A 17,656-nucleotide genomic window follows, 5' to 3' on the forward strand; every position below is an offset into this window, starting at 1 on the left:
GTCCACGCCGCGCTCGTTCGTGAAGTTCGCCGCGCGGCTCCCCGCGGTGAGGATTGGCACGTCGAGTTCCACCCCCACCAGGGACCAGGTGCCCGAGGAGATGTACGCGAAGCGCTCCGTCCCCGCCGGGACGGCGGCCACCGCCGACGCGGTGTCGTGCGACCCGACGGCGACGACGGCGGTGCTCCCCGGCAGTCCCGCGGCCGCGGCGACGGCCGGCCGCCGCGGGCCGCTGGGGGCCCCCGGTTCCACCAGCGGCGGGAAGAGCTCCGCGGGCAGGCCGAGCGCGGGGAACAGGTCCCCCGCCCCGGCGCCCCGCCGGGCGCCCAGCAGCCCCGTGGGGGAGGCGTTCGTGGCCCCGGTCCGCCGCACACCCGTCAGCCGGTACGCGAGCAGGTCCGGGACCAGCAGGGCCTGCACGCCGGTGAGCGAGGGGTCGGCGGCCAGCTGGTACAGCGTGTTGAACGGCAGGAACTGCAGGCCGGTCCGTCCGTACAGTTCCTCCGGGGGCACGACGGCATGGACGGCGTCGACGCCCGCCGCCGTCCGCCCGTCCCGGTAGCTGAACGGCAGGTACCGCAGGGCCCCGGCGTCGTCCACCAGCCCGTAGTCCACCGCCCAGGTGTCGATGCCGATGCTCACCACGGTGTCCCCCGCCGCGGACGCCGCCTCCGCGGCGTTCCCGAGACCGGTCACCACCTCGGCGACCAGGGCCTCGACGTCCCAGCGCAGCGCCCCATCCAGGATCTGCGCACCATTGGGGAACCGGTGCACCGTCGTCAGGTGCGTACCGGTGCCCGTCGTCGACCCGAGGATCACCCGCCCGGAGGAGGCGCCGATGTCGACGGCGGCGAACACGTCCGCCACGTCAGCGCAGGAACGCCGCGGCCACGCCCGCGTCCACCGGCACGTGGAGCCCCGTGGTGTGCGAGAGCTCGGCGGAGGTGAGGACGGCGACGGCGTTGGCCACGTGCTCGGGGAGCACCTCGCGCTTGAGCAGGGTGCGCTGGGCGTAGTACTCGCCGAGCTTGTCCTCCTCCACCCCGTACACCGCCGCGCGCTTGGCGCCCCAGCCCCCGGCGAAGATGCCGGAGCCGCGCACCACGCCGTCGGGGTTGATGCCGTTGACCCGCACGCCGTGCCCGCCGAGTTCGGCGGCGAGCAGGCGGACCTGGTGCGCCTGGTCCGCCTTCGTGGCGCTGTAGGCGATGTTGTTCGGGCCGGCGAACACGGAGTTCTTCGAGGAGATGTAGATGATGTCCCCGCCCATGTCCTGCTCGATCAATACCTTGGCAGCGGCCTGCGACACCAGGAAGGAGCCCTTCGCCATGACGTCGTGCTGCAGGTCCCAGTCCTTCTCCGTGGTCTCGAGCAGCGGCTTGGAGATGGACAGCCCGGCGTTGTTGACCACGAGGTCCAGTCCGCCGAAGGCGAGGACGGCGGCGTCCACGGCCGCCCGGACCTGGGCGGGGTCGGTGACGTCCGCCTGCACGCCGACGGCGACGTCGGGTCCGCCGAGCTCCTCGGCGACCGTGGTGGCGCTGTCGATGTTCAGGTCCGCGATCACCACGCAGGCACCCTCGGCCGCGAGCCGGGTGGCGATCGCCTTGCCGATGCCGGAGGCCGCTCCCGTCACGAGCGCGACGCGCCCGGCGTGGGACTTCGGCCTGGGCATGCGCGCGAGCTTGGCCTCCTCGAGCGCCCAGTACTCGATGCGGAACTTCTCGCTCTCCTCGATGGGGGAGTAGGTGGAGACGGCCTCGGCGCCGCGCATCACGTTGATGGCGTTGAGGTAGAACTCCCCGGCCACCCGCGCGGTCTGCTTGTTCGCGCCGAAGGAGAACATGCCGACGCCGGGCACCAGCACGATCGCGGGGTCCGCCCCGCGCATCGCGGGGGATGGAGCCGCGTCAGCAGGGTTCCCAGGCCGAGCTTGCGAGGCGAGGGGGCTGCCGTGGCCCTCGTGCGCGTGGCGGTCGTAGTAGGCGGCGTAGTCGGCCCGGTACTCCGCGTGGAGTTCGCGCAGGCGCAGCAGGCAGCTCTCCACGTCGGCGTCCGCCGGGAGGTCGAGGACCAGCGGCTTCACCTTGGTGCGCAGGAAATGGTCCGGGCAGCTGGTGCCGAGGGCGCCGAGGCGCGGGTGCTCGGTGGAGGCGAGGAAGTCGAGCACGCGGGGATCGTCCGTGAAGTGACCCACCTGTGCCTTGTCCGTTGAGGCGAGTCCGCGGATGGTCGGGGCGAGGGCCGCGGCCTTCGCGCGGCGCTCGGCCTCGGGCAGTGCCCCGTAGCCCTCCAGAGGGGGACCGAAGGGCTCGGACGTGCCGTGCTCGGCGATGTAGCGTTCGGCGGTCTCGATGATCTCCAGCGAGTTCGCCTCGGCCTCGGCCGAGGTGTCCCCCCAGGCCGTGATGCCGTGACCGCCGAGGATCGTGCCGATGGCCTCCGGGTGGGCCCGCCTGATGGCGGCGATGTCGAGCCCGAGCTGGAAACCGGGCCGGCGCCAGGGCACCCAGAGAACCCTGGACCCGAAGATCGCCTCGGTGAGTGCCTCGCCGTCGGCCGCCGTCGCGATCGCGATGCCGGAGTCCGGGTGCAGGTGGTCCACGTGCGCGGCATCCACGAGACCATGCATGGCCGTGTCGATGGACGGCGCGGCGCCGCCCTTGCCGTGCAGCGTGTAGTCGAACGCCGCCACCATCTCGTCCTCGCGCTCCACGCCCGGATACACACCCGCGAGCGCCCGCATGCGGTCCAGGCGCAGCACGGCGAGCCCGGACTCCTGCAGGGTCCCGAGGTCCCCGCCGGAGCCCTTGACCCAGAGCAGCTCCACGTCCTCACCCGTCACGGGATCGGTGCCGACGCCCTTGGCGGAGGTGTTGCCGCCGGCGTAGTTCGTGTTCCGCTTGTCCGCACCCAACCGGTTGGAGCGCTCGATCAGCTCGGAAACGGTCCGGCCGGCGTCGTCGTTCTTCTGCCCTGTGCTCACGCTCATGCTCCCCATCCGGCCTGCCGACCGCCCTGTCGTTCGGTGTTGATCCGGTCCTGGTACCCGCTGGCGCGGTAGGCGTCCATCGGGTCCGCCGGCAGGCCCTTCGCCTCGCGCCAGGCGGCGAGGCCGGGGCGCACATCGGTGTAGAAGGCGTCCATCACCAGGGCGTTCGCTCCGAGAACGTCGCCGGACTCCTGCGCCGCGGTCAGTGCGGGGCGGTCGATCAGCAGGGCACGCGCCGTCATCTCCTGCACGTTCAGCACCGAGCGGATCTGCCCGGGGATCTTCTCCTCGAGGTTGTGGCACTGGTCCAGCATGAGGGCGATCCCGTTCGCCGGGTCCAGGCCGCCGCCGCGCACCACCTCGGCCATGATGCGGAAGAGCTGGAACGGGTCAGCGGATCCCACGATCAGGTCGTCGTCCGCGTAGAAGCGCGAGTTGAAGTCGAAGGAGCCCAGCTTCCCGAGGCGGATCAGCTGCGCCACGATGAACTCGATGTTGGTGCCGGGGGCGTGGTGCCCGGTGTCCAGGCACACCAGTGCCTTCTCGCCGAGCTGCAGGCAGTGGGCGTAGGAGGTACCCCAGTCGGGGACGTCCGTGTGGTAGAACGCCGGCTCGAAGAACTTGTACTCGAGCACCAGGCGCTGGTTCTCCCCGAGGCGGTCGTAGACCTTCCGCAGGGAGTCCTGGAGCCGGTCCTGCCGGGAGCGCATGTCGCCCTGACCGGGGTAGTTGGTGCCGTCCGCGAGCCAGATCTTCAGGTCACGCGACCCGGTGACGCCCATGATGTCGATGCACTCGTACATGTGGTCGATCGCCTTGTTCCGCACCATGGCGTCGCTGTGGGTGAGGCTGCCGAACTTGTAATCGTCGTCCTGGAACGTGTTGCTGTTGACGGTGCCGAGCTTCATCCCGTGATCGGCGGCGTAGGAGGCCAGTGCACCGTAGTCGTCCACGCGGTCCCACGGGATGTGCAGGGCCACGCTGGGTGCCAGGCCGGTCAGCTCGTGCACCGTGGCGGCGTCGGCGATCTTCTCGTGCACCGTGCGGGGCGTGCCCGGGGTGGCGAAGACCTTGAACCGGGTTCCCGAGTTGCCGTACGCCCACGAGGGCACTTCGATGGCGAGCTGGTCCAGCTCCGTGGCGATGTCGTCGATGACAGTCATGTTCTCTCCGGCGCGATATGTCGTGGATCCTCCTCCCGGCCGAGCCGGAAGAAGGAGAATGTGCTTTGAATCGTTTCATTAGCACGTTTCAAAGCTATCCTTGCTCCTGAACGAGTGTCAACAGTCCCGCAGGCATTCCTGCATGCGGCGCATCAGGATCCCGAGGTGACGATGAGCAGTCGGCCGGTCAGCATCAAGGACGTCGCCGACCGCGCGGGGGTGGCGGTGGGCACCGTGTCCAACGTGCTCAACCACCCCGCGCGGGTCTCGGACACCACCCGGTCCCGCGTGCAGAGCGCGATCGACGAGCTGGGCTTCGTGCGGAACGACGCCGCCCGTCAGCTCCGCGCGGGCCAGAGCCGGACCATCGGGCTGATCGTGCTCGACGTCGGCAATCCCTTCTTCTCCTCGCTGGCCCGGGCGGCCGAGGACTGCGCCGCCGAGAACGGCAGCACCGTGGTGCTGGGCGACAGCGGGCAGGATCCCGGGCGGGAGGCGCGGTACCTCGACGTCTTCGAGCAGCAGCGGGTGCAGGGGATGCTCGTCTCGCCGGTCGGCGACCTCGGCGTGCGGATCGACGAGCTGCGCGGGCGTGGCACACCCGTGGTGCTCGTGGACCGGGTGGACCCGCAGGCGCGGTGCAGCTCGGTGTCCGTGGACGACGTCGCCGGCGGGTACCTGGCCGTGCGGCACCTGCTGGACGCCGGCCGGCGCCGCATCGTCTTCGTGGGTGCGCGTGCCGGGTACCGTCAGGTGACCGATCGCCTCACCGGTGCCCGGCAGGCGGTCGGGGAGTGTGCGGGCGCCGTGCTCGAGGTGCTCGAGGCGGAGGACATGACCGTCCTCGCGGGCCGGGAGGTGGGCGAGGTGGTCGCCCGGCGCTCGCCCGCCGAGCTCCCCGACGGCATCTTCTGCGCCAACGATCTGCTGGCCATCGGTGTCATGCAGGCGGCGCTGCTGATCCGGGACCTGCGCGTCCCCGAGGACCTCGCCCTGATCGGCTACGACGACATCGACTTCGCCACCTCCACCGTGGTGCCCCTGACGAGTGTCCGCAAGCCCACGGAGCTGATGGGGCGCACCGCCGTCGAGCTCCTGCTGGAGCAGATCGAGGACCCGGACTCACCGCGGCGGCAGGTGGTCTTCCACCCAGAGCTCGTGGAACGCGGCAGCACGACGGCGCTCATCACGGCCGCCGGCTGACGTCAATTGGACCACTGGGCGTGGAGATCTCCACGCTCCCCCTCATGGAAGGAACCCCATGGAACGCGTGTGCTTCCAGCTGCAGGTCAAGATCGAGCGCATCGCCGAGTACCGCGAGCGCCACCGGGCGATCTGGCCGGAGATGGCCCGGGCGCTGAAGGACACGGGGTGGCACAACTACTCCCTGTTCCTGCGCCCGGACGGTCTGCTGATCGGGTACGTGGAGTCCGAGGACTTCGCGGCCGCCCAGGCCGCCATGGCCGCGACCGACGTCAATGCCCGGTGGCAGGCGGAGATGGGCGAGTTCTTCGTGGCCCTCGACGGTCGCCCCGACGAGGGGTTCCTCCGCCTCGAGGAGGTCTTCCACCTCGAGGACCAGCTGGAACGCTGACCGGCGGTCCCGCGAGGACCTACGGGACGGTGATCCGTGGGATGGACGCCGTGATCAGCGACCCGTCCGCGCGTCGCGTCCCGGCGATGTCCTTGGTGGACGGGGCGCCCCGCAGCCGCGGGCCCTGGTGGGGGAGAGGAACCGTCACCGGGGCATCCATGCGCACGTGCACCGGAGCACCGTGGACCGAGACGTCGACGGCGTCGCCGGCCTCCACGGTCAGGGTGATCGCCTGCTGCGTCACCTCGGCGCGCAGCCGCGTGCCGCGCAGGGTCACCCGGAACCTGATGCGGCTCCAGGTCTCGGGCAGACGCGGCTCGAAGGTGATGCGCCCGCCGTGGTCGCGCATGCCGCCGAAGCCGTACACCATCGCGCTCCAGATCCCACCGGTCGAGGCGACGTGCACGCCGTCGGAGGTGTTCCGGTGGAGGTCGGCGAGATCCACGTACAGCGAGGACACGAAGTACTTGAGGGCGAGGTCCTGGTACCCCACCTCGGACGCGATGATCGACTGCACCACGGCCGAGAGCGTGGAGTCCCCCGTGGTGAGGGCCTCGTAGTACTCGAAGTCCGAGCGCTTCTGCTCCGCGGTGAACTCGTCGCCCATCAGGTGCAGCGCGAGGACGACGTCGGCCTGCTTGAGCACCTGGAAGCGGTAGATCACGAGCGGGTGGTAGTGCAGGAGCAGCGGACGCTTGTCCGCGGGCGTGTGCTCCAGGTCCCACAGCTCCTTCTCGAGGAACGCCGCGTCCTGGGGGTGGATGCCGGCCCGCTCGTCGAAGGGGATGTGCATCTTGTCGGCGGCCAGTATCCAGTCGCTGAGCTCCTCCTCACGCAACTGCAGGCGCGAGACCATCCTGGCGTGGGCGACGGCGTCGACGGCCCGGAGCCGTTCCACGGCGCGGGCGGCCGAGCGGAGGTTCGCCCGTGCCATCACATTGGTGTAGAGGTTGTCGTTCACCACGGTGGTGTACTCGTCGGGTCCGGTCACCCCGTGGATGTGGAAGTTGTCGTCCCCGTTGCTGCGCCAGAAGCCGAGGTCGGCCCACATGCGCGCAGTCTCGACGAGGATGTCGATCGCCCCGCGGGTCAGGAAGTCCTCGTCGCCGGTGGCGGCCACGTACTGCATCAGGGCGTAGGAGATGTCGGCGTCGATGTGGTACTGCGCGGTACTGGCGGCGTAGTAGGCCGAGGACTCCTGGCCGTTGATGGTGCGCCACGGGAACAGCGCCCCGTGCTGGTTGAGCTCGGCGGCACGGGCGCGCGCCGGTTCGAGCATGCTCTGGCGGAAGCGCAGGGCGTTGCGTGCCACCACCGGTGCGGTGTAGCTGAGGAACGGCAGCACGTACACCTCCGTGTCCCAGAAGTAGTGGCCCCCGTACCCGGACCCGGTGACGCCCTTCGCGGCGACGCCCCCGCCGTCGGTCCGCGCGGTGGCCTGCGCGAGCTGGAACAGGTTCCACCGCACGGCCTGCTGGACGGCGGGCTGGTCCTCCACCTCGACGTCGGAGCGCGCCCAGAAGTCGTTCAGCCACGCACGCTGCTTCCGGTACTGCTCGTCCAGGGGCGTCTCGCGGGCGCGGTCGAGCGTGCGGCGGCAGCGGTCGGCGAGCTCCCGCACCGGGACGCCGCTGGAGGTGTGGTACGAGATGTGCTTGACGAGCCGCACAGGGCGTCCCGGCTTCGCCTTGATCCGGTAGACGTGCTTCGCGAGGTCGTCCTCGAGGAAGGAGTCCTCCTGCCACTCGTTGTTCGTGACGAGCCGGTGCTCCACCGCGCACGCGATGGTCATCGTGGAGTTGGTGGTGCTGTAACCGAGGAGGTAGCGGGAGTCCTCGAGGCACTTGAGCCGCGGCTGGAGGACCCGGTCGCGGAAGGACTCCGCCCTGCGCGGGTCGAAGGCCCCCTGCTCCGCGACGGCTGCCACATGGTACTCGTCCACGGCGTCCTGCCGGTTGAGGATCTGGCTGGAGATGAGCACGGACGCCTCGGCGTCGAGCATCTCGACCTCGTAGTCGATGACGGCCAGGTGACGGTCCGTGAAGGAGACCAGGCGGCGTGAGCGGACCAGGACGTGCTTGCCCGAGGGCGTACGCCATTCGAGCTCACGGACCAGGACGCCGTCGGCGAAGTCCAACCGCCGCGAATGGCGGAGGATGTCCGCCTCCGTCAGCACGAACGCCTCGTCGTCGATGTACAGGCGGATGATCTTGGCGTCGGGGACGTTGACGATGGTCTGCCCCACGCGCGCGAAACCGAACGCCTCCTCCGCGTGCTGGATGGGCCACGTCTCGTGGAACCCGTTGATGAAGCTCCCGGACGCGTACGCGTCGCGGCCCTCGTCGAGATTGCCGCGGAGTCCGAGGTAACCGTTGCCCACGCAGAACAGGGTCTCGTTGCGGCCCTGGAGCGCGGGGTCGAACTCCGCCTCGACGAGCGCCCACTCGTCCACGGGGAAGTGACTGCGGTCGAGTGGATCGGAGGTGATCAGATTCATGGAGTGCGATCCCGGACTAGGAGGTGGGGGCTGCAGGGAGGAGGGGAACGAACTCGCCGAGGTCGTCGACGACGACGTCGGCGCCATGGCTGAGCAGGGTCTCGGCGCCCACGCCGCGATCCACCCCGACCACGAGGCCGAAGCCGCCGGCCCGGCCCGACTCCCCCCCGGCGGGGCGTCCTCGATCACCGCGCAGGCGGCGGCCGGGGGGCCGGGGAGCTCCGCCGCATAGGCGTAGGTGTCCGGGGCGGGTTTGCCCGCCATGCCGCGTTCGGCGGCGACGAGGCCGTCCACCACCACCGTGAACCGGTGCCGGAGGTCCGCGGCCTCGAGGACGGCGACGCCGTTGCGCGAGCTCGTGACCACGGCGATCTGGAGGCCGTGGGCCACGGCCGCGTCGAGGAGTGCCACGGAGCCCGGGTACGCGGTGACGCCCTCCTCGCGCAGCGTGCGGTTGAACACGGCGTTCTTCCGGTTGCCCAGTCCGCAGACGGTCTCGCGGTCCGGTGGGTCGTCCGGGAGGCCCGCCGGCAGCGACACACCGCGTGAGGCCAGGAACGCGCGCACGCCGTCGTAGCGGGGGCGTCCGTCGATGTACGTGAAGTAGTCGCTGTCCGTGTAGGCCCCGGATTCCGCGGTGACCGCGTGGTCGTCGAACAGCTGTGACCAGGCCCGCATGTGCACCTCGGCGGTGGGCGTGAGTACGCCGTCGAGATCGAAGAGGAGCGCCTCGAGCGGTGCGAGGCGGCTCGAGAGGGGAGATGACGGCACGGGGCGGCAGCTTTCGGGTTCGCGGGGAGGGGCGACGACGGTCCGGCCCCGGCCAGGAGGACGATCCGGCTCCGGTTCACCGGACAGGACCGGGAACCGGGCGGGTCGAGGACCGCCTGTGACATCCGGCTGTCGACATCCGGTCGGCCCGAGCCGCACCTTGCGTCGGGACCGACCCCATCCTATCCTCCGGGACCTCCGGAGCGGGTGCTCCCGGTGCCCTGTTACGGGCGCACGCGGCGGAGGGTGTTCGTGTGAGACCGCACGGGTCGGTGTGTTCCGCGGCTAGACTCCCGGCAGGGGCTGTGACGCGGTGCCGCGCGGACCCCACCGTCACCCCTCCGCTCCCCGCAGCCGCCGCCACCACGAAGGAACACCCCATGACCACGACAGTCCTGGTAGCCGGTGCCACCGGAGATCTCGGTGAGCGCATCGTCCGTGAACTCCTCCTCCACGACACCCGGGTGCGGGTGCCCCCCCGTCCCGGCGGGTCCCGTGCCGCCGTGCTTTGCGGGCCCCGCCGGGACCGCGTGGACGTCGTCGAGGCCGCCTACACGGATCCGGTGGCGCTCACCTCAGCCCTGCTGGGCGCGGACGCGGTGGTGTCCGCGGTGAACGGGACCCAGGACGTGATCCTCGACGCCCAGCGTGCCCTGCTCGCGGCCGCCGTCCGCGCCGGGGTGCCGCGGTTCATCCCCTCCGACTACTCGGCGGACTACCGACGGATCGCGCTGGGCAGCAACCGGAACTTCGAGCTCCGCCGGCAGTTCGCGGCGGATCTCGACGCCGCTCCCGTCCGCGCCACCTCGATCCTCAACGGCGCCTTCACGGACATGCTCACCGGTCAGGCGCCCATGATCCTGTTCGCCCGGCGGCGCGTGCTGTTCTGGTCGTCGGCGGACCAGGTCCTCGATTTCACCACCAAGGACGACGCCGCCGCCGTCACCGCACGCGTGGCGCTGGACGAGGACGCCCCCCGCGTGGTCGAGATCGCGGGGGATCGTGTGACCGCCCGCGACGTCGCGCGCATCATGGGTGAGCTGACGGGAACGCCCTTCGGCCTGCAGTGGGCGGGTACCACGGGATCCCTCGCGGCCATGAGCAATCTCATGCGGCGGTTCTCGAGGACCACGGCCGAGCCCTTCCCGGCCTGGCAGGGCATGCAGTACTTCGTCAGCATGTTCAGCGGCCAGGCCCAGCTGCGCCATGTGGACAACGAGCGGTACGGACGGTGGGAGTGGACCACCGTGCGCGACGTCATCGGCGCCCATCTGGCCGCACAGGGCTGAGCCCGGCACCCCGCGCTGCGGGGAGCGAGACCGACGCGTCGCAGCCCCGGTCCGTCCGGCGTCCGTCGTCGTTGGGCAATACCGGCGCGGCCTCAGTACTGTTTGACCATGGCCTCCTCCCTCAGAAACAGCCGCGCTGCTGCGCTTCCCGCCAAGCTCTCCCGATCCTGGCTGCTGGCCTCCGCGGCGTCCGAGGACAACTTCATCCCGGCCCTGACCTCCGAGGCGGACTCCGTGGTCTTCGACATGGAGGACGCCGTACCCGCCGGCGGCAAGGCGGAGGCCCGCGAGCGCGTGGTCGAGGCGCTCTCCACGGGAATGACGGCGTGGGTGCGGGTCAACGGGATCGAGACGGACTACTGGGCGGACGATCTCGCCGCGCTCTCCAAGGCCCCGGGCCTGCGCGGGGTGATGCTCGCCATGACCGAGAAGCCGGAGCAGGTCACCCACACGGCCATGCGACTCACGGCCGGTACCCCCGTGCTGGCCCTGATCGAGTCCGCCCTGGGCATCGAGAACGCGACGGCGATCGCCAGCGCCCCCGGCACCTTCCGTCTCGCGTTCGGCGTGGGTGACTTCCGCCGTGACACGGGAGCCTCGGACGAGCCCATGGCGCTCGCCTACGCGCGCGCCAAGCTCGTCGTCGCATCCCGCGTGGGACAGCTGCCCGGGCCGATCGACGGCCCCACCGTGGGGGCGCTCGGCGACACCCTGCTGGAGGCGTGCAAGGTCACCGCGTCCATGGGGATGACCGGCAAGCTGTGCCTGCTGACGGATGCAACGGACACCATCAACCGGGGGTTGTCCCCGAGCGATTCCGAGATCAAGTGGGCGTCGGAGCTCCTGCGGGAGCACGAGGCGGGCGCCATCGTGGGCGACGGCTCCTACCTTCCCCGTCTGGCCCGCGCCCAGAAGATCTCCTCGCTCGCGGACTCCTACGGGCTCTGGAACGCCTGACCCCGCCGGCGATCCTCTGGGTCGTCTGCGCAGGGGCGGACTCCGGGCTCCACCACGCGGAGCGGCACGGCCGTCAAGCGAACGACGGGGTGCACGCGTCCACGGCCCACCGCTCTCCGGGAATCATGTGATGCTCGAGCGTGATCCGGCTCCCTGGAACCACATCGGTGAGGGAGTCCCATTTCCGCAGTCCTGCCGTACTCCTGCCGCGATGAACGCGTCGAGCTGCACTTTCGCATCCCGGGCGGATGTGCTCGCGCGGGTGTTTCCGACATACCTTCGTCGACCGGCATTCCTCGGACGATCCTCGCGGTACGAAGTCTGAAGCGTTCTGCTACGACACGACTCTCCAGGACAGCCGAGCCCTTGAACGTCTGCGGAAGTCACGAAGCTCGAAGAGTACCGATCCAATCCGCCGATCATCCATCGCATGTGATCGTGCGACCGGTCTCGACCAGTGGGCATCCCTCGGAACGCGTTCGGCAGCGCCGAGGGATGGACGATCGACACAAGCAGGGATTGGCAGCGTGGGCGGGCATCAGACACGAGGCGTTCGCCTCTACCCGGGAACACCATGTTCTCGCAGCAGCGGGGTCGGTGTGACTGCGCTGCTGGTTCTGGTGTTACCAGCAGTTGTGCTTCTACCGTGCACCATACCTAGCACCCCAGCATCACTTTTTCGAAGCGGAAGGAGCGGTCAGGGCCCGGGTGGTGGGTGTGGCTGCGCATCGGTGGTTGGTGGCCGGGGTGGAAGAACTCGGCGATGCGAAACCCGCACCGGTTGACGTAGAAGTGGATGTTGCGCTGCTCGAAGTGGGGGGTATTCGTCTCCCATACCCGGGTGCCGGGGTAGCGGGCCCCGATCGCTTCCCGGGCGCCGCCGCCAACTCCGTCCCCGTGATGACCGGCATCGATGAAGAACAACTCAAGTCCGCGTCGGCCGTGCAGGCAAGCCGGTCCATGCGGTCGTACGGCTCGAGCTCGACAAGTCGGAGGGTGGACGTCGGGGACTGCTCAGTCATGGAGGGTCTTCTCCACAGGTTTTCACGAGGTCCGCTTCGGAGTACCAACGACACTTGACTCAACAGACCATTTGGTCTGTTAGATTCCTCGCATGAACAATGTCGAAGAGCAAGCGGCCACCAGAGCCACGACGAAGGAGTGGGCATCGCTCGGCGTCCTCACGCTGGCGGTCGGGCTGTTATCGGTCGACGGAACCGTTCTGGCGCTCGCCGTACCCTCGATCAGCGAGGATCTGCGACCGACGAGCACCCAGGTCCTATGGATCGGGGACATCTACTCCTTCGCCCTCGCGGGCCTCCTCGTCACGATGGGGAATGTGGCCGACCGGGTCGGACGTAAGCGACTGCTGTTGATCGGGGCCGCCTGCTTCGGTGCGGCGTCGGTGCTGGCGGCTTTCGCGCCGAGCCCGGAGGTGCTCATCATGGCTCGGGCCCTGCTCGGCGTTGCGGGGTCGACGTTGATGCCCTCGACGCTCTCCCTCGTGCGGGCCACATTCCGCAACCCGCGGCAGCGCACCACGGCCATTGCCGTCTGGGCGGCAGGGGCCTCAGGCGGGGCCGCGGCAGGCCCCCTCGTCGGCGGCGCGCTGCTCGAGCACTTCCGGTGGGGCTCGGTCTTCATGATCAACGTGCCGATCATCGTCGTGATCCTCGTCGCAGGTGTCTTCCTGCTCGAGGAGTCGCGGGGTCGGGATCGCGCCGCGATCGATCTGCTCTCGGCCGGACTGTCCGTCACGGCGATCGTCCCGGTGGTGTACGCCGTCAAGCCCCTCGCCGGACACGGTCTGGAGTGGTCCGTGCCCGCCTCGGCGGTGCTCGGTGTGGTCGCGGGCGTCGCCTTCGTCCGGCGCCAGCGTCATCTCCGCACCCCGCTGATCGATCTCACGTTGTTCCGCGTCCCCGCGTTCACGGGGGCGATACTCGCGAACTCACTGGGCGTCTTCGCGTTCATCGGGCTGCTGTTCTTCTTCTCGCAGTACCTGCAGCTGGTCCGCGGACTCTCACCGCTGGAGGCGGGCATCCACCAGCTGCCCTCGACCGTCGCCTCCGTGACGGCTGTCGCCGTCGTGGGCCTGCTCGCACGCCGTCTCGGTCGTGGACGCGCCATCGGCGGTGCCCTCCTCGTCGCGGGTGCCGGTATGGGAGCCCTGGTGGTGACGGAGGGCTTCTCGACGTATGCCGGCATCGCCCTGTCACTCGTCGCCCTCGGGCTCGGCGTCGGGGTGTCGATGACGCTCGCCACCGACGCCGTCGTCGCGGCGGTACCTCGCGAACGGGCCGGAGCCGCATCGGCGATCTCCGAGACCGGGTACGAACTCGGCACGGCCCTCGGTATCGCGGTCCTGGGGTCCCTGCAGATGGCCTTCTACCGCTCACAGCTGGATCTCGACGGCGTGCCCGCAAAGGACGTCGACGCAGTCCGCGAGTCCCTCGCGAGGGCCTCGGACGTCCTGCCCCCGAGCTCGGAGGTCCTCTCTCGGGCCCAGGAGGCGTTCACTGTCGGTATGCAGCTGACCTCCGTGTGCGCCGCCGTGCTCCTCGTCGTGGGGGGCGTCATCGCCCTACGGGTCATCGCCGCCGATGAGGACGCCACGTGAGCGGCAGCCGGGGGGTTCGCCCCCTGCGTGATCGTGACCGGACGAGGGCGCAGATCCTGGAAGCCGCGGAACGGATGATCGCGGTACAAGGCCTGGCAGTGAGCGTCGCCGGCATCGCCCAGCGGGCAGGTGTCTCCAAGAGCGGGCTCCTGCACCACTTCCCCTCGCGGGAGGCGCTGCTCCTCGCTGTTGCCGAGCGGGGCCTGCAGGAGCTGATCGACGAGGTCGAGCGGCACCTCGACCCTGCTGACACAACCCCTGGTCGGCGTACCCGGGCCTATGTCCGGACGCTCTGCGGAGACAGCCCGAGAGCCGCGGCCCTGTTCTCGCCGACCGCACTGCTCAACGCCCTTCTCACCGTCCCCGGTGCGCAGGCCCTGGTGCGCCAGGACGCCGAGTACTGGCGCCGGTTCTTCGGCGAGGACGGGCTCCCTGCGGCGCGCTACCTGGTGGTCCGTCATGCAGCCGAGGGCTTGGCCGCGGCCTCCACGGTCTCCCCCTACCTCACGCCCGATGAGCTCGCCGTGGCTCGCGGCGCCCTCCTCGACCTGGTCACCGCCGTTCCGGGTGGGATCTGAGCCCACCGAGCGCCGCGGGGCTCGGACTCCCGACCACCCTTGCAACACGATGAGGTGGGCGGACGGGAATGTGGGCGAGCCTCGGTGGTCGCGTCAGGTCCGAGCCCGCGAGCCGCAGCCTGCTCGGTTGGGCTTCCACCGACCCGTCGACGACCACCATCACGACCCTTACGACGACTGTGCGAAAAATCGCCGTCCGCTCCAGGGCCAGGTGGGGTTGTCGTACTCCCGGTCCCGGTGGTGCGACCAGCCAGAAGATGATCGGACCGACGATGCCATAAGCCAGTAGGAGCGCCGGCCGGAGCCGGCCTCGACCGGTCGAGGAACACGTCCGGGTCCGCCGTGCGTACGACCGCAGACTCTTCTGCGGTCGTTCGGCCGTTCTTCACACCGTTCTCGTTGTTTTCCCGCACACGGCGGGGTCGAGCTCGAGCACCCCGACGGGGACCACGCGCGACAGCTCGGTCGATGATGCTCGTGTCTGCATCCGGCAAAGCTGCTCAGAGCGGTACTACCGGTCGGTGTCCTCGGAGGCGTCGCTCCCTGGAGTCGGAACATCGCCTGAGGGGCCGTCGTCGCAGTGACAGGTGGTTCACGGATCCCTGGCGCCCACATCACACGACGCCCACCTCCTCCGGGGCGCCTGTACACCCCGACCGAATCCGAACTGTGTGAGGACAATTTCGAGTACCCCGGAAACGACGGCCGTGGAAGCCACCGAGTTCTGCCGTGGCTTCCACGGCGACTATCACGACCATGGTCACATCAAGCGTTCGGACGACGGTGACGGTACCTCTGCTCATCGTCCGAAGCTTGACCCGTGCAGGCGGGACCCGCCGGAGACGGGACCGAGTGACTCATGACGAGTGGTCCAGCGGAAGCGCGGTTCAGCGTGCGTCGATGAAGGTGGGGTGTTGATCCATCGGGTGAGGGCGCCGAGGTGTGCGTCGTGGGAGACGTCGGCGGGTTCGGCACGGTTGTCCTCGTGCCGCGGTGGGTGAACGGGATCGTCTGCTCGTCGGTGAACATGCCGTGTTCGGCGTAGAGGGCCGGGGTCGGGGCGGTGATACTCGTCCATTCCTCCCAGCAGGGTCCCATGATGACGGTGATCGCCCGGGCCATCACGCCCGCATCGAACCGCGGCCACGAACCATCGTCGCGTTCTTCGACGTTCGCGACCCACGCAGACGCAGGAGGGCGGTCCCCGAGAGTGGCCCACGAGGACGACTTCTCGGCCGGTGGAGTGTGGGTGTCAGGAGAGGAATTCCCGGCTGCCACCGGCGAGTCCATGAAGTATCACCACCGCCGGATCGGCGCCGTCGAGGACGGTGCAGGTCGTGCTCACACCCCGTGGGAGACGATTCCCTGCGTCAACTCGGCCGTCCAGTGCTCCCAGGGCGAATTCTCCGCGTTCGTCGAGGAGCGCTGCAGGATCGCGCCGGATGGGGATGATGCCGTCCTCACCGGGGTGGAGGGGTCTGCTGTGTGGTGGAGCGTGGGATCGGTTCATGGGTCCCGGGCCGGGTTTCATGACACCGACCGGTGTGGTCGAGGATCCGGTGGTCAGTGGCATGGAGCGGGTGGAGCTCGAGGAGCACATCGCCCGTGAGAGATGGCACGAGCCCTGTTTCCGTTGCCGGAAACAGGGCTCGTGGTGTGAGCGACGTATCTGCCTCTTCGTCCAGCAGGAGTATGTCGTCGGGTTACTTGCGGGTGGTGTGCTCGTCGATGCGTGAAGTGCTGACGGAGCGTGATCCGAGGAGTCCGGTGAAGGAGGCCACGACTGCGCCGATCAGGAGGCCGAAGAAGGTCCACAGGGTCCCTGCGGCCGCGGTGTCGGCTGCTTCTTCGGCTTCGGGGGCGTTCTCCTGTGCGGTTCGGGCCACCTCGTCCTGTGCGTCGGAGGCTGCCTGGCTGGCTTCTGCGGCGCTGACGTCAGGAGCGGCGTCGGCGGCCTGCTGGGGGTTCTGCGTCACGGCGTCACTGACGGTGGAGGCGGTGGATCCGAGGATGCTGCCGGCGGCGCCCAGGACATTGCCGACCAGCAGGCCGGCGAGTACCACGATGGCCAGCAGGGACGTGGCCCAGGTGAGGAAGCCGTGGATGAGGCCGCTGCGGGCCGAGAGGGCGCCGGCGACGTATCCGCCGGCGGCCAGGGCGAGGGCCAGGGTGATGATGGAGGAGATTCCGGTGGCGATTCCGACGCCCTCGCCGGGATTACCTGAATCCAGGTCCGCCAGACCCAGACCGAGGGTCGCGGTGATGAGGGAGAGCAGGATGGTCAGGGCCAGGAACGTGACGACGCCGGCGATCACCGCTCCCCAGGAGATGTTGCGGAGGCTACCGGGTCGGTCGTCGCCGAAAGCGGCTTCTTTCCATGAGGTCCTCGGTGTTACGGAGACTTCGTGGGACGAAGCGCGACCGGCCTTCGAGGGTGTGGTGCTGGGCATGGGAGCTCCTGAAAGAGGTGGAGGTCATCCCCGGTGGATGAAGGGTACGCGGGGATGATGTGAGTAAGGGTATTGATGCGTATCCATGCGGGCGTGCGAGGGCTGCGCGGGTCTCGAGGAGAACTCCGGAGGGCTGTCCCGGCTCGCCTGGTGCAGGTGGGGGCAGATGTGGTCGAGCAGGCGTCAGGGACCACCCGACAGCGTGGGGGTGGTGTCGGGTGGTCCCCGACCTCCGCCTGACCTGGACCACCTGGTAGTAAGGGGTAATACCAGGTGGTTGCCCGGGGATGGTTATTTGAACGCGTCCTTCACGTTCTCGCCGGCGTCCTTGAGGTTGCCCTCGGACTGTTCGGCCTGCCCTTCCGCCTGGAGACGCTCGTTATCGGTCGCATCCCCGTAGGCCTCCTTGGCTTTTCCGGCGACCTTCTCGGCGGCGTTCTTGATCTTGTCGTCCAGTCCCATGGCGTGTTCCTTCGTGTAGATGTTGCTGATGGATCGGGTCGGTGCACTGCTGTCATCCAGGGATGAGGGATCATCTCCGAGATCTGGCGGCTGGTGTGTCGCCGAACTCCTTGATCGATGTATCCATCACCTCTACCAGACCATACAGACTCACTCGAAAATCTACAAACTAGGTATTCTTTTTAGTCATTATTTTAGTAATAAGTACTCTTGTTATCATTGTGTGACAGGCTGGTTCGTTGACGTCAGCTGACGTCTGGTCCTCAGGACGGTCATGGAAGGT

The 17,656-nt window shown here is 69.1% G+C and carries 13 protein-coding genes; 6 read left to right on the plus strand and 7 right to left on the minus strand.

Annotated features, from left to right (window positions below; translation table 11 throughout):
* The 3 genes from AC792_RS11870 to rhaI all read right to left on the minus strand — a co-directional run.
* Positions 1 to 867 (minus strand): FGGY family carbohydrate kinase (locus AC792_RS11870; RefSeq protein WP_268753379.1); only part of this gene is annotated, 867 nt, incomplete at its 3' end.
* A gap of 1 nt (position 868) precedes the next feature.
* Positions 869 to 2,992: a bifunctional rhamnulose-1-phosphate aldolase/short-chain dehydrogenase gene (locus AC792_RS11875; protein WP_049830722.1), complete on the minus strand. Its 2,124-nt coding sequence runs from the start codon at positions 2,990 to 2,992 to the stop codon at positions 869 to 871.
* Entirely contained in the window at positions 2,989 to 4,155 is a 1,167-nt protein-coding gene (gene rhaI, locus AC792_RS11880) for an L-rhamnose isomerase (RefSeq protein ID WP_049830723.1), read from the minus strand. The genes AC792_RS11875 and rhaI overlap by 4 nt, the downstream gene beginning before the upstream one ends.
* Before the next feature lie 171 nt (positions 4,156 to 4,326).
* Here rhaI and AC792_RS11885 point away from each other — a divergent pair, with 171 nt between their 5' ends.
* A complete protein-coding gene (locus AC792_RS11885) occupies positions 4,327 to 5,358 on the plus strand; it encodes a LacI family DNA-binding transcriptional regulator (RefSeq protein ID WP_049830845.1) in 1,032 nt (343 codons plus the stop codon).
* A 58-nt stretch (positions 5,359 to 5,416) separates the two neighbouring features.
* Positions 5,417 to 5,749, plus strand: a complete 333-nt coding sequence (locus tag AC792_RS11890; RefSeq protein WP_049830724.1) for an L-rhamnose mutarotase — start codon at positions 5,417 to 5,419, stop codon at positions 5,747 to 5,749.
* A 19-nt stretch (positions 5,750 to 5,768) separates the two neighbouring features.
* On the opposite strand, the gene AC792_RS11895 is transcribed toward AC792_RS11890, so the two are convergent.
* Positions 5,769 to 9,017: a glycosyl hydrolase family 65 protein gene (locus AC792_RS11895; protein ID WP_326948142.1), complete on the minus strand. Its 3,249-nt coding sequence runs from the start codon at positions 9,015 to 9,017 to the stop codon at positions 5,769 to 5,771.
* A 380-nt stretch (positions 9,018 to 9,397) separates the two neighbouring features.
* On the opposite strand from AC792_RS11895, the gene AC792_RS11900 reads away from it, so the two are divergent.
* Positions 9,398 to 10,306 carry an NmrA family NAD(P)-binding protein gene (locus AC792_RS11900; RefSeq protein ID WP_049830725.1) on the plus strand — a complete coding sequence of 303 codons (909 nt, stop codon included), beginning with the start codon at positions 9,398 to 9,400 and terminating at the stop codon, positions 10,304 to 10,306.
* A gap of 108 nt (positions 10,307 to 10,414) precedes the next feature.
* Entirely contained in the window at positions 10,415 to 11,263 is an 849-nt protein-coding gene (locus AC792_RS11905; protein WP_049830726.1) for an HpcH/HpaI aldolase/citrate lyase family protein, read from the plus strand.
* A 657-nt stretch (positions 11,264 to 11,920) separates the two neighbouring features.
* Here AC792_RS11905 and AC792_RS11910 read toward each other — a convergent pair.
* Positions 11,921 to 12,187, minus strand: a complete 267-nt coding sequence (locus tag AC792_RS11910) for a hypothetical protein (protein ID WP_049830727.1) — start codon at positions 12,185 to 12,187, stop codon at positions 11,921 to 11,923.
* Between the two features lie 190 nt (positions 12,188 to 12,377).
* Here AC792_RS11910 and AC792_RS11915 point away from each other — a divergent pair, with 190 nt between their 5' ends.
* Together AC792_RS11915 and AC792_RS11920 are read left to right on the plus strand one after the other, a co-directional pair.
* Positions 12,378 to 13,883 carry an MFS transporter gene (locus AC792_RS11915; protein ID WP_049830728.1) on the plus strand — a complete coding sequence of 502 codons (1,506 nt, stop codon included), beginning with the start codon at positions 12,378 to 12,380 and terminating at the stop codon, positions 13,881 to 13,883.
* Positions 13,880 to 14,461 (plus strand): TetR/AcrR family transcriptional regulator, encoded by a 582-nt coding sequence (locus tag AC792_RS11920; protein WP_049830729.1) that lies wholly within the window; start codon positions 13,880 to 13,882, stop codon positions 14,459 to 14,461. The genes AC792_RS11915 and AC792_RS11920 overlap by 4 nt, the downstream gene beginning before the upstream one ends.
* Positions 14,462 to 16,164: 1,703 nt before the next feature.
* Here the strand turns inward: AC792_RS11920 and AC792_RS11925 are convergent.
* Positions 16,165 to 16,911 carry a hypothetical protein gene (locus tag AC792_RS11925; protein WP_152916181.1) on the minus strand — a complete coding sequence of 249 codons (747 nt, stop codon included), beginning with the start codon at positions 16,909 to 16,911 and terminating at the stop codon, positions 16,165 to 16,167.
* A 291-nt stretch (positions 16,912 to 17,202) separates the two neighbouring features.
* The gene (locus AC792_RS16530) at positions 17,203 to 17,373 is read right to left on the minus strand and encodes a CsbD family protein (protein ID WP_082177701.1); all 171 of its coding nucleotides are present in this window, start codon (positions 17,371 to 17,373) and stop codon (positions 17,203 to 17,205) included.
* Positions 17,374 to 17,656: the final 283 nt, after the last annotated feature.

Source organism: Arthrobacter sp. RIT-PI-e, assembly GCF_001187915.1.
Taxonomy (GTDB): Bacteria; Actinomycetota; Actinomycetes; order Actinomycetales; family Micrococcaceae; genus Arthrobacter_D.

Excerpts from the sequence above, each read along its gene's own strand:
- AC792_RS11905 (WP_049830726.1), top strand. The coding sequence starts at position 10,415 with ATGGCCTCCTCCCTCAGAAACAGCCGCGCTGCTGCGCTTCCCGCCAAG.
- AC792_RS16530 (WP_082177701.1), bottom strand. The coding sequence starts at position 17,373 with ATGGGACTGGACGACAAGATCAAGAACGCCGCCGAGAAGGTCGCCGGA.
- rhaI (WP_049830723.1), bottom strand. The coding sequence starts at position 4,155 with ATGACTGTCATCGACGACATCGCCACGGAGCTGGACCAGCTCGCCATC.
- AC792_RS11925 (WP_152916181.1), bottom strand. The coding sequence starts at position 16,911 with ATGCCCAGCACCACACCCTCGAAGGCCGGTCGCGCTTCGTCCCACGAA.
- AC792_RS11900 (WP_049830725.1), top strand. The coding sequence starts at position 9,398 with ATGACCACGACAGTCCTGGTAGCCGGTGCCACCGGAGATCTCGGTGAG.
- AC792_RS11915 (WP_049830728.1), top strand. The coding sequence starts at position 12,378 with ATGAACAATGTCGAAGAGCAAGCGGCCACCAGAGCCACGACGAAGGAG.
- AC792_RS11890 (WP_049830724.1), top strand. The coding sequence starts at position 5,417 with ATGGAACGCGTGTGCTTCCAGCTGCAGGTCAAGATCGAGCGCATCGCC.
- AC792_RS11875 (WP_049830722.1), bottom strand. The coding sequence starts at position 2,992 with ATGAGCGTGAGCACAGGGCAGAAGAACGACGACGCCGGCCGGACCGTT.
- AC792_RS11885 (WP_049830845.1), top strand. The coding sequence starts at position 4,327 with ATGAGCAGTCGGCCGGTCAGCATCAAGGACGTCGCCGACCGCGCGGGG.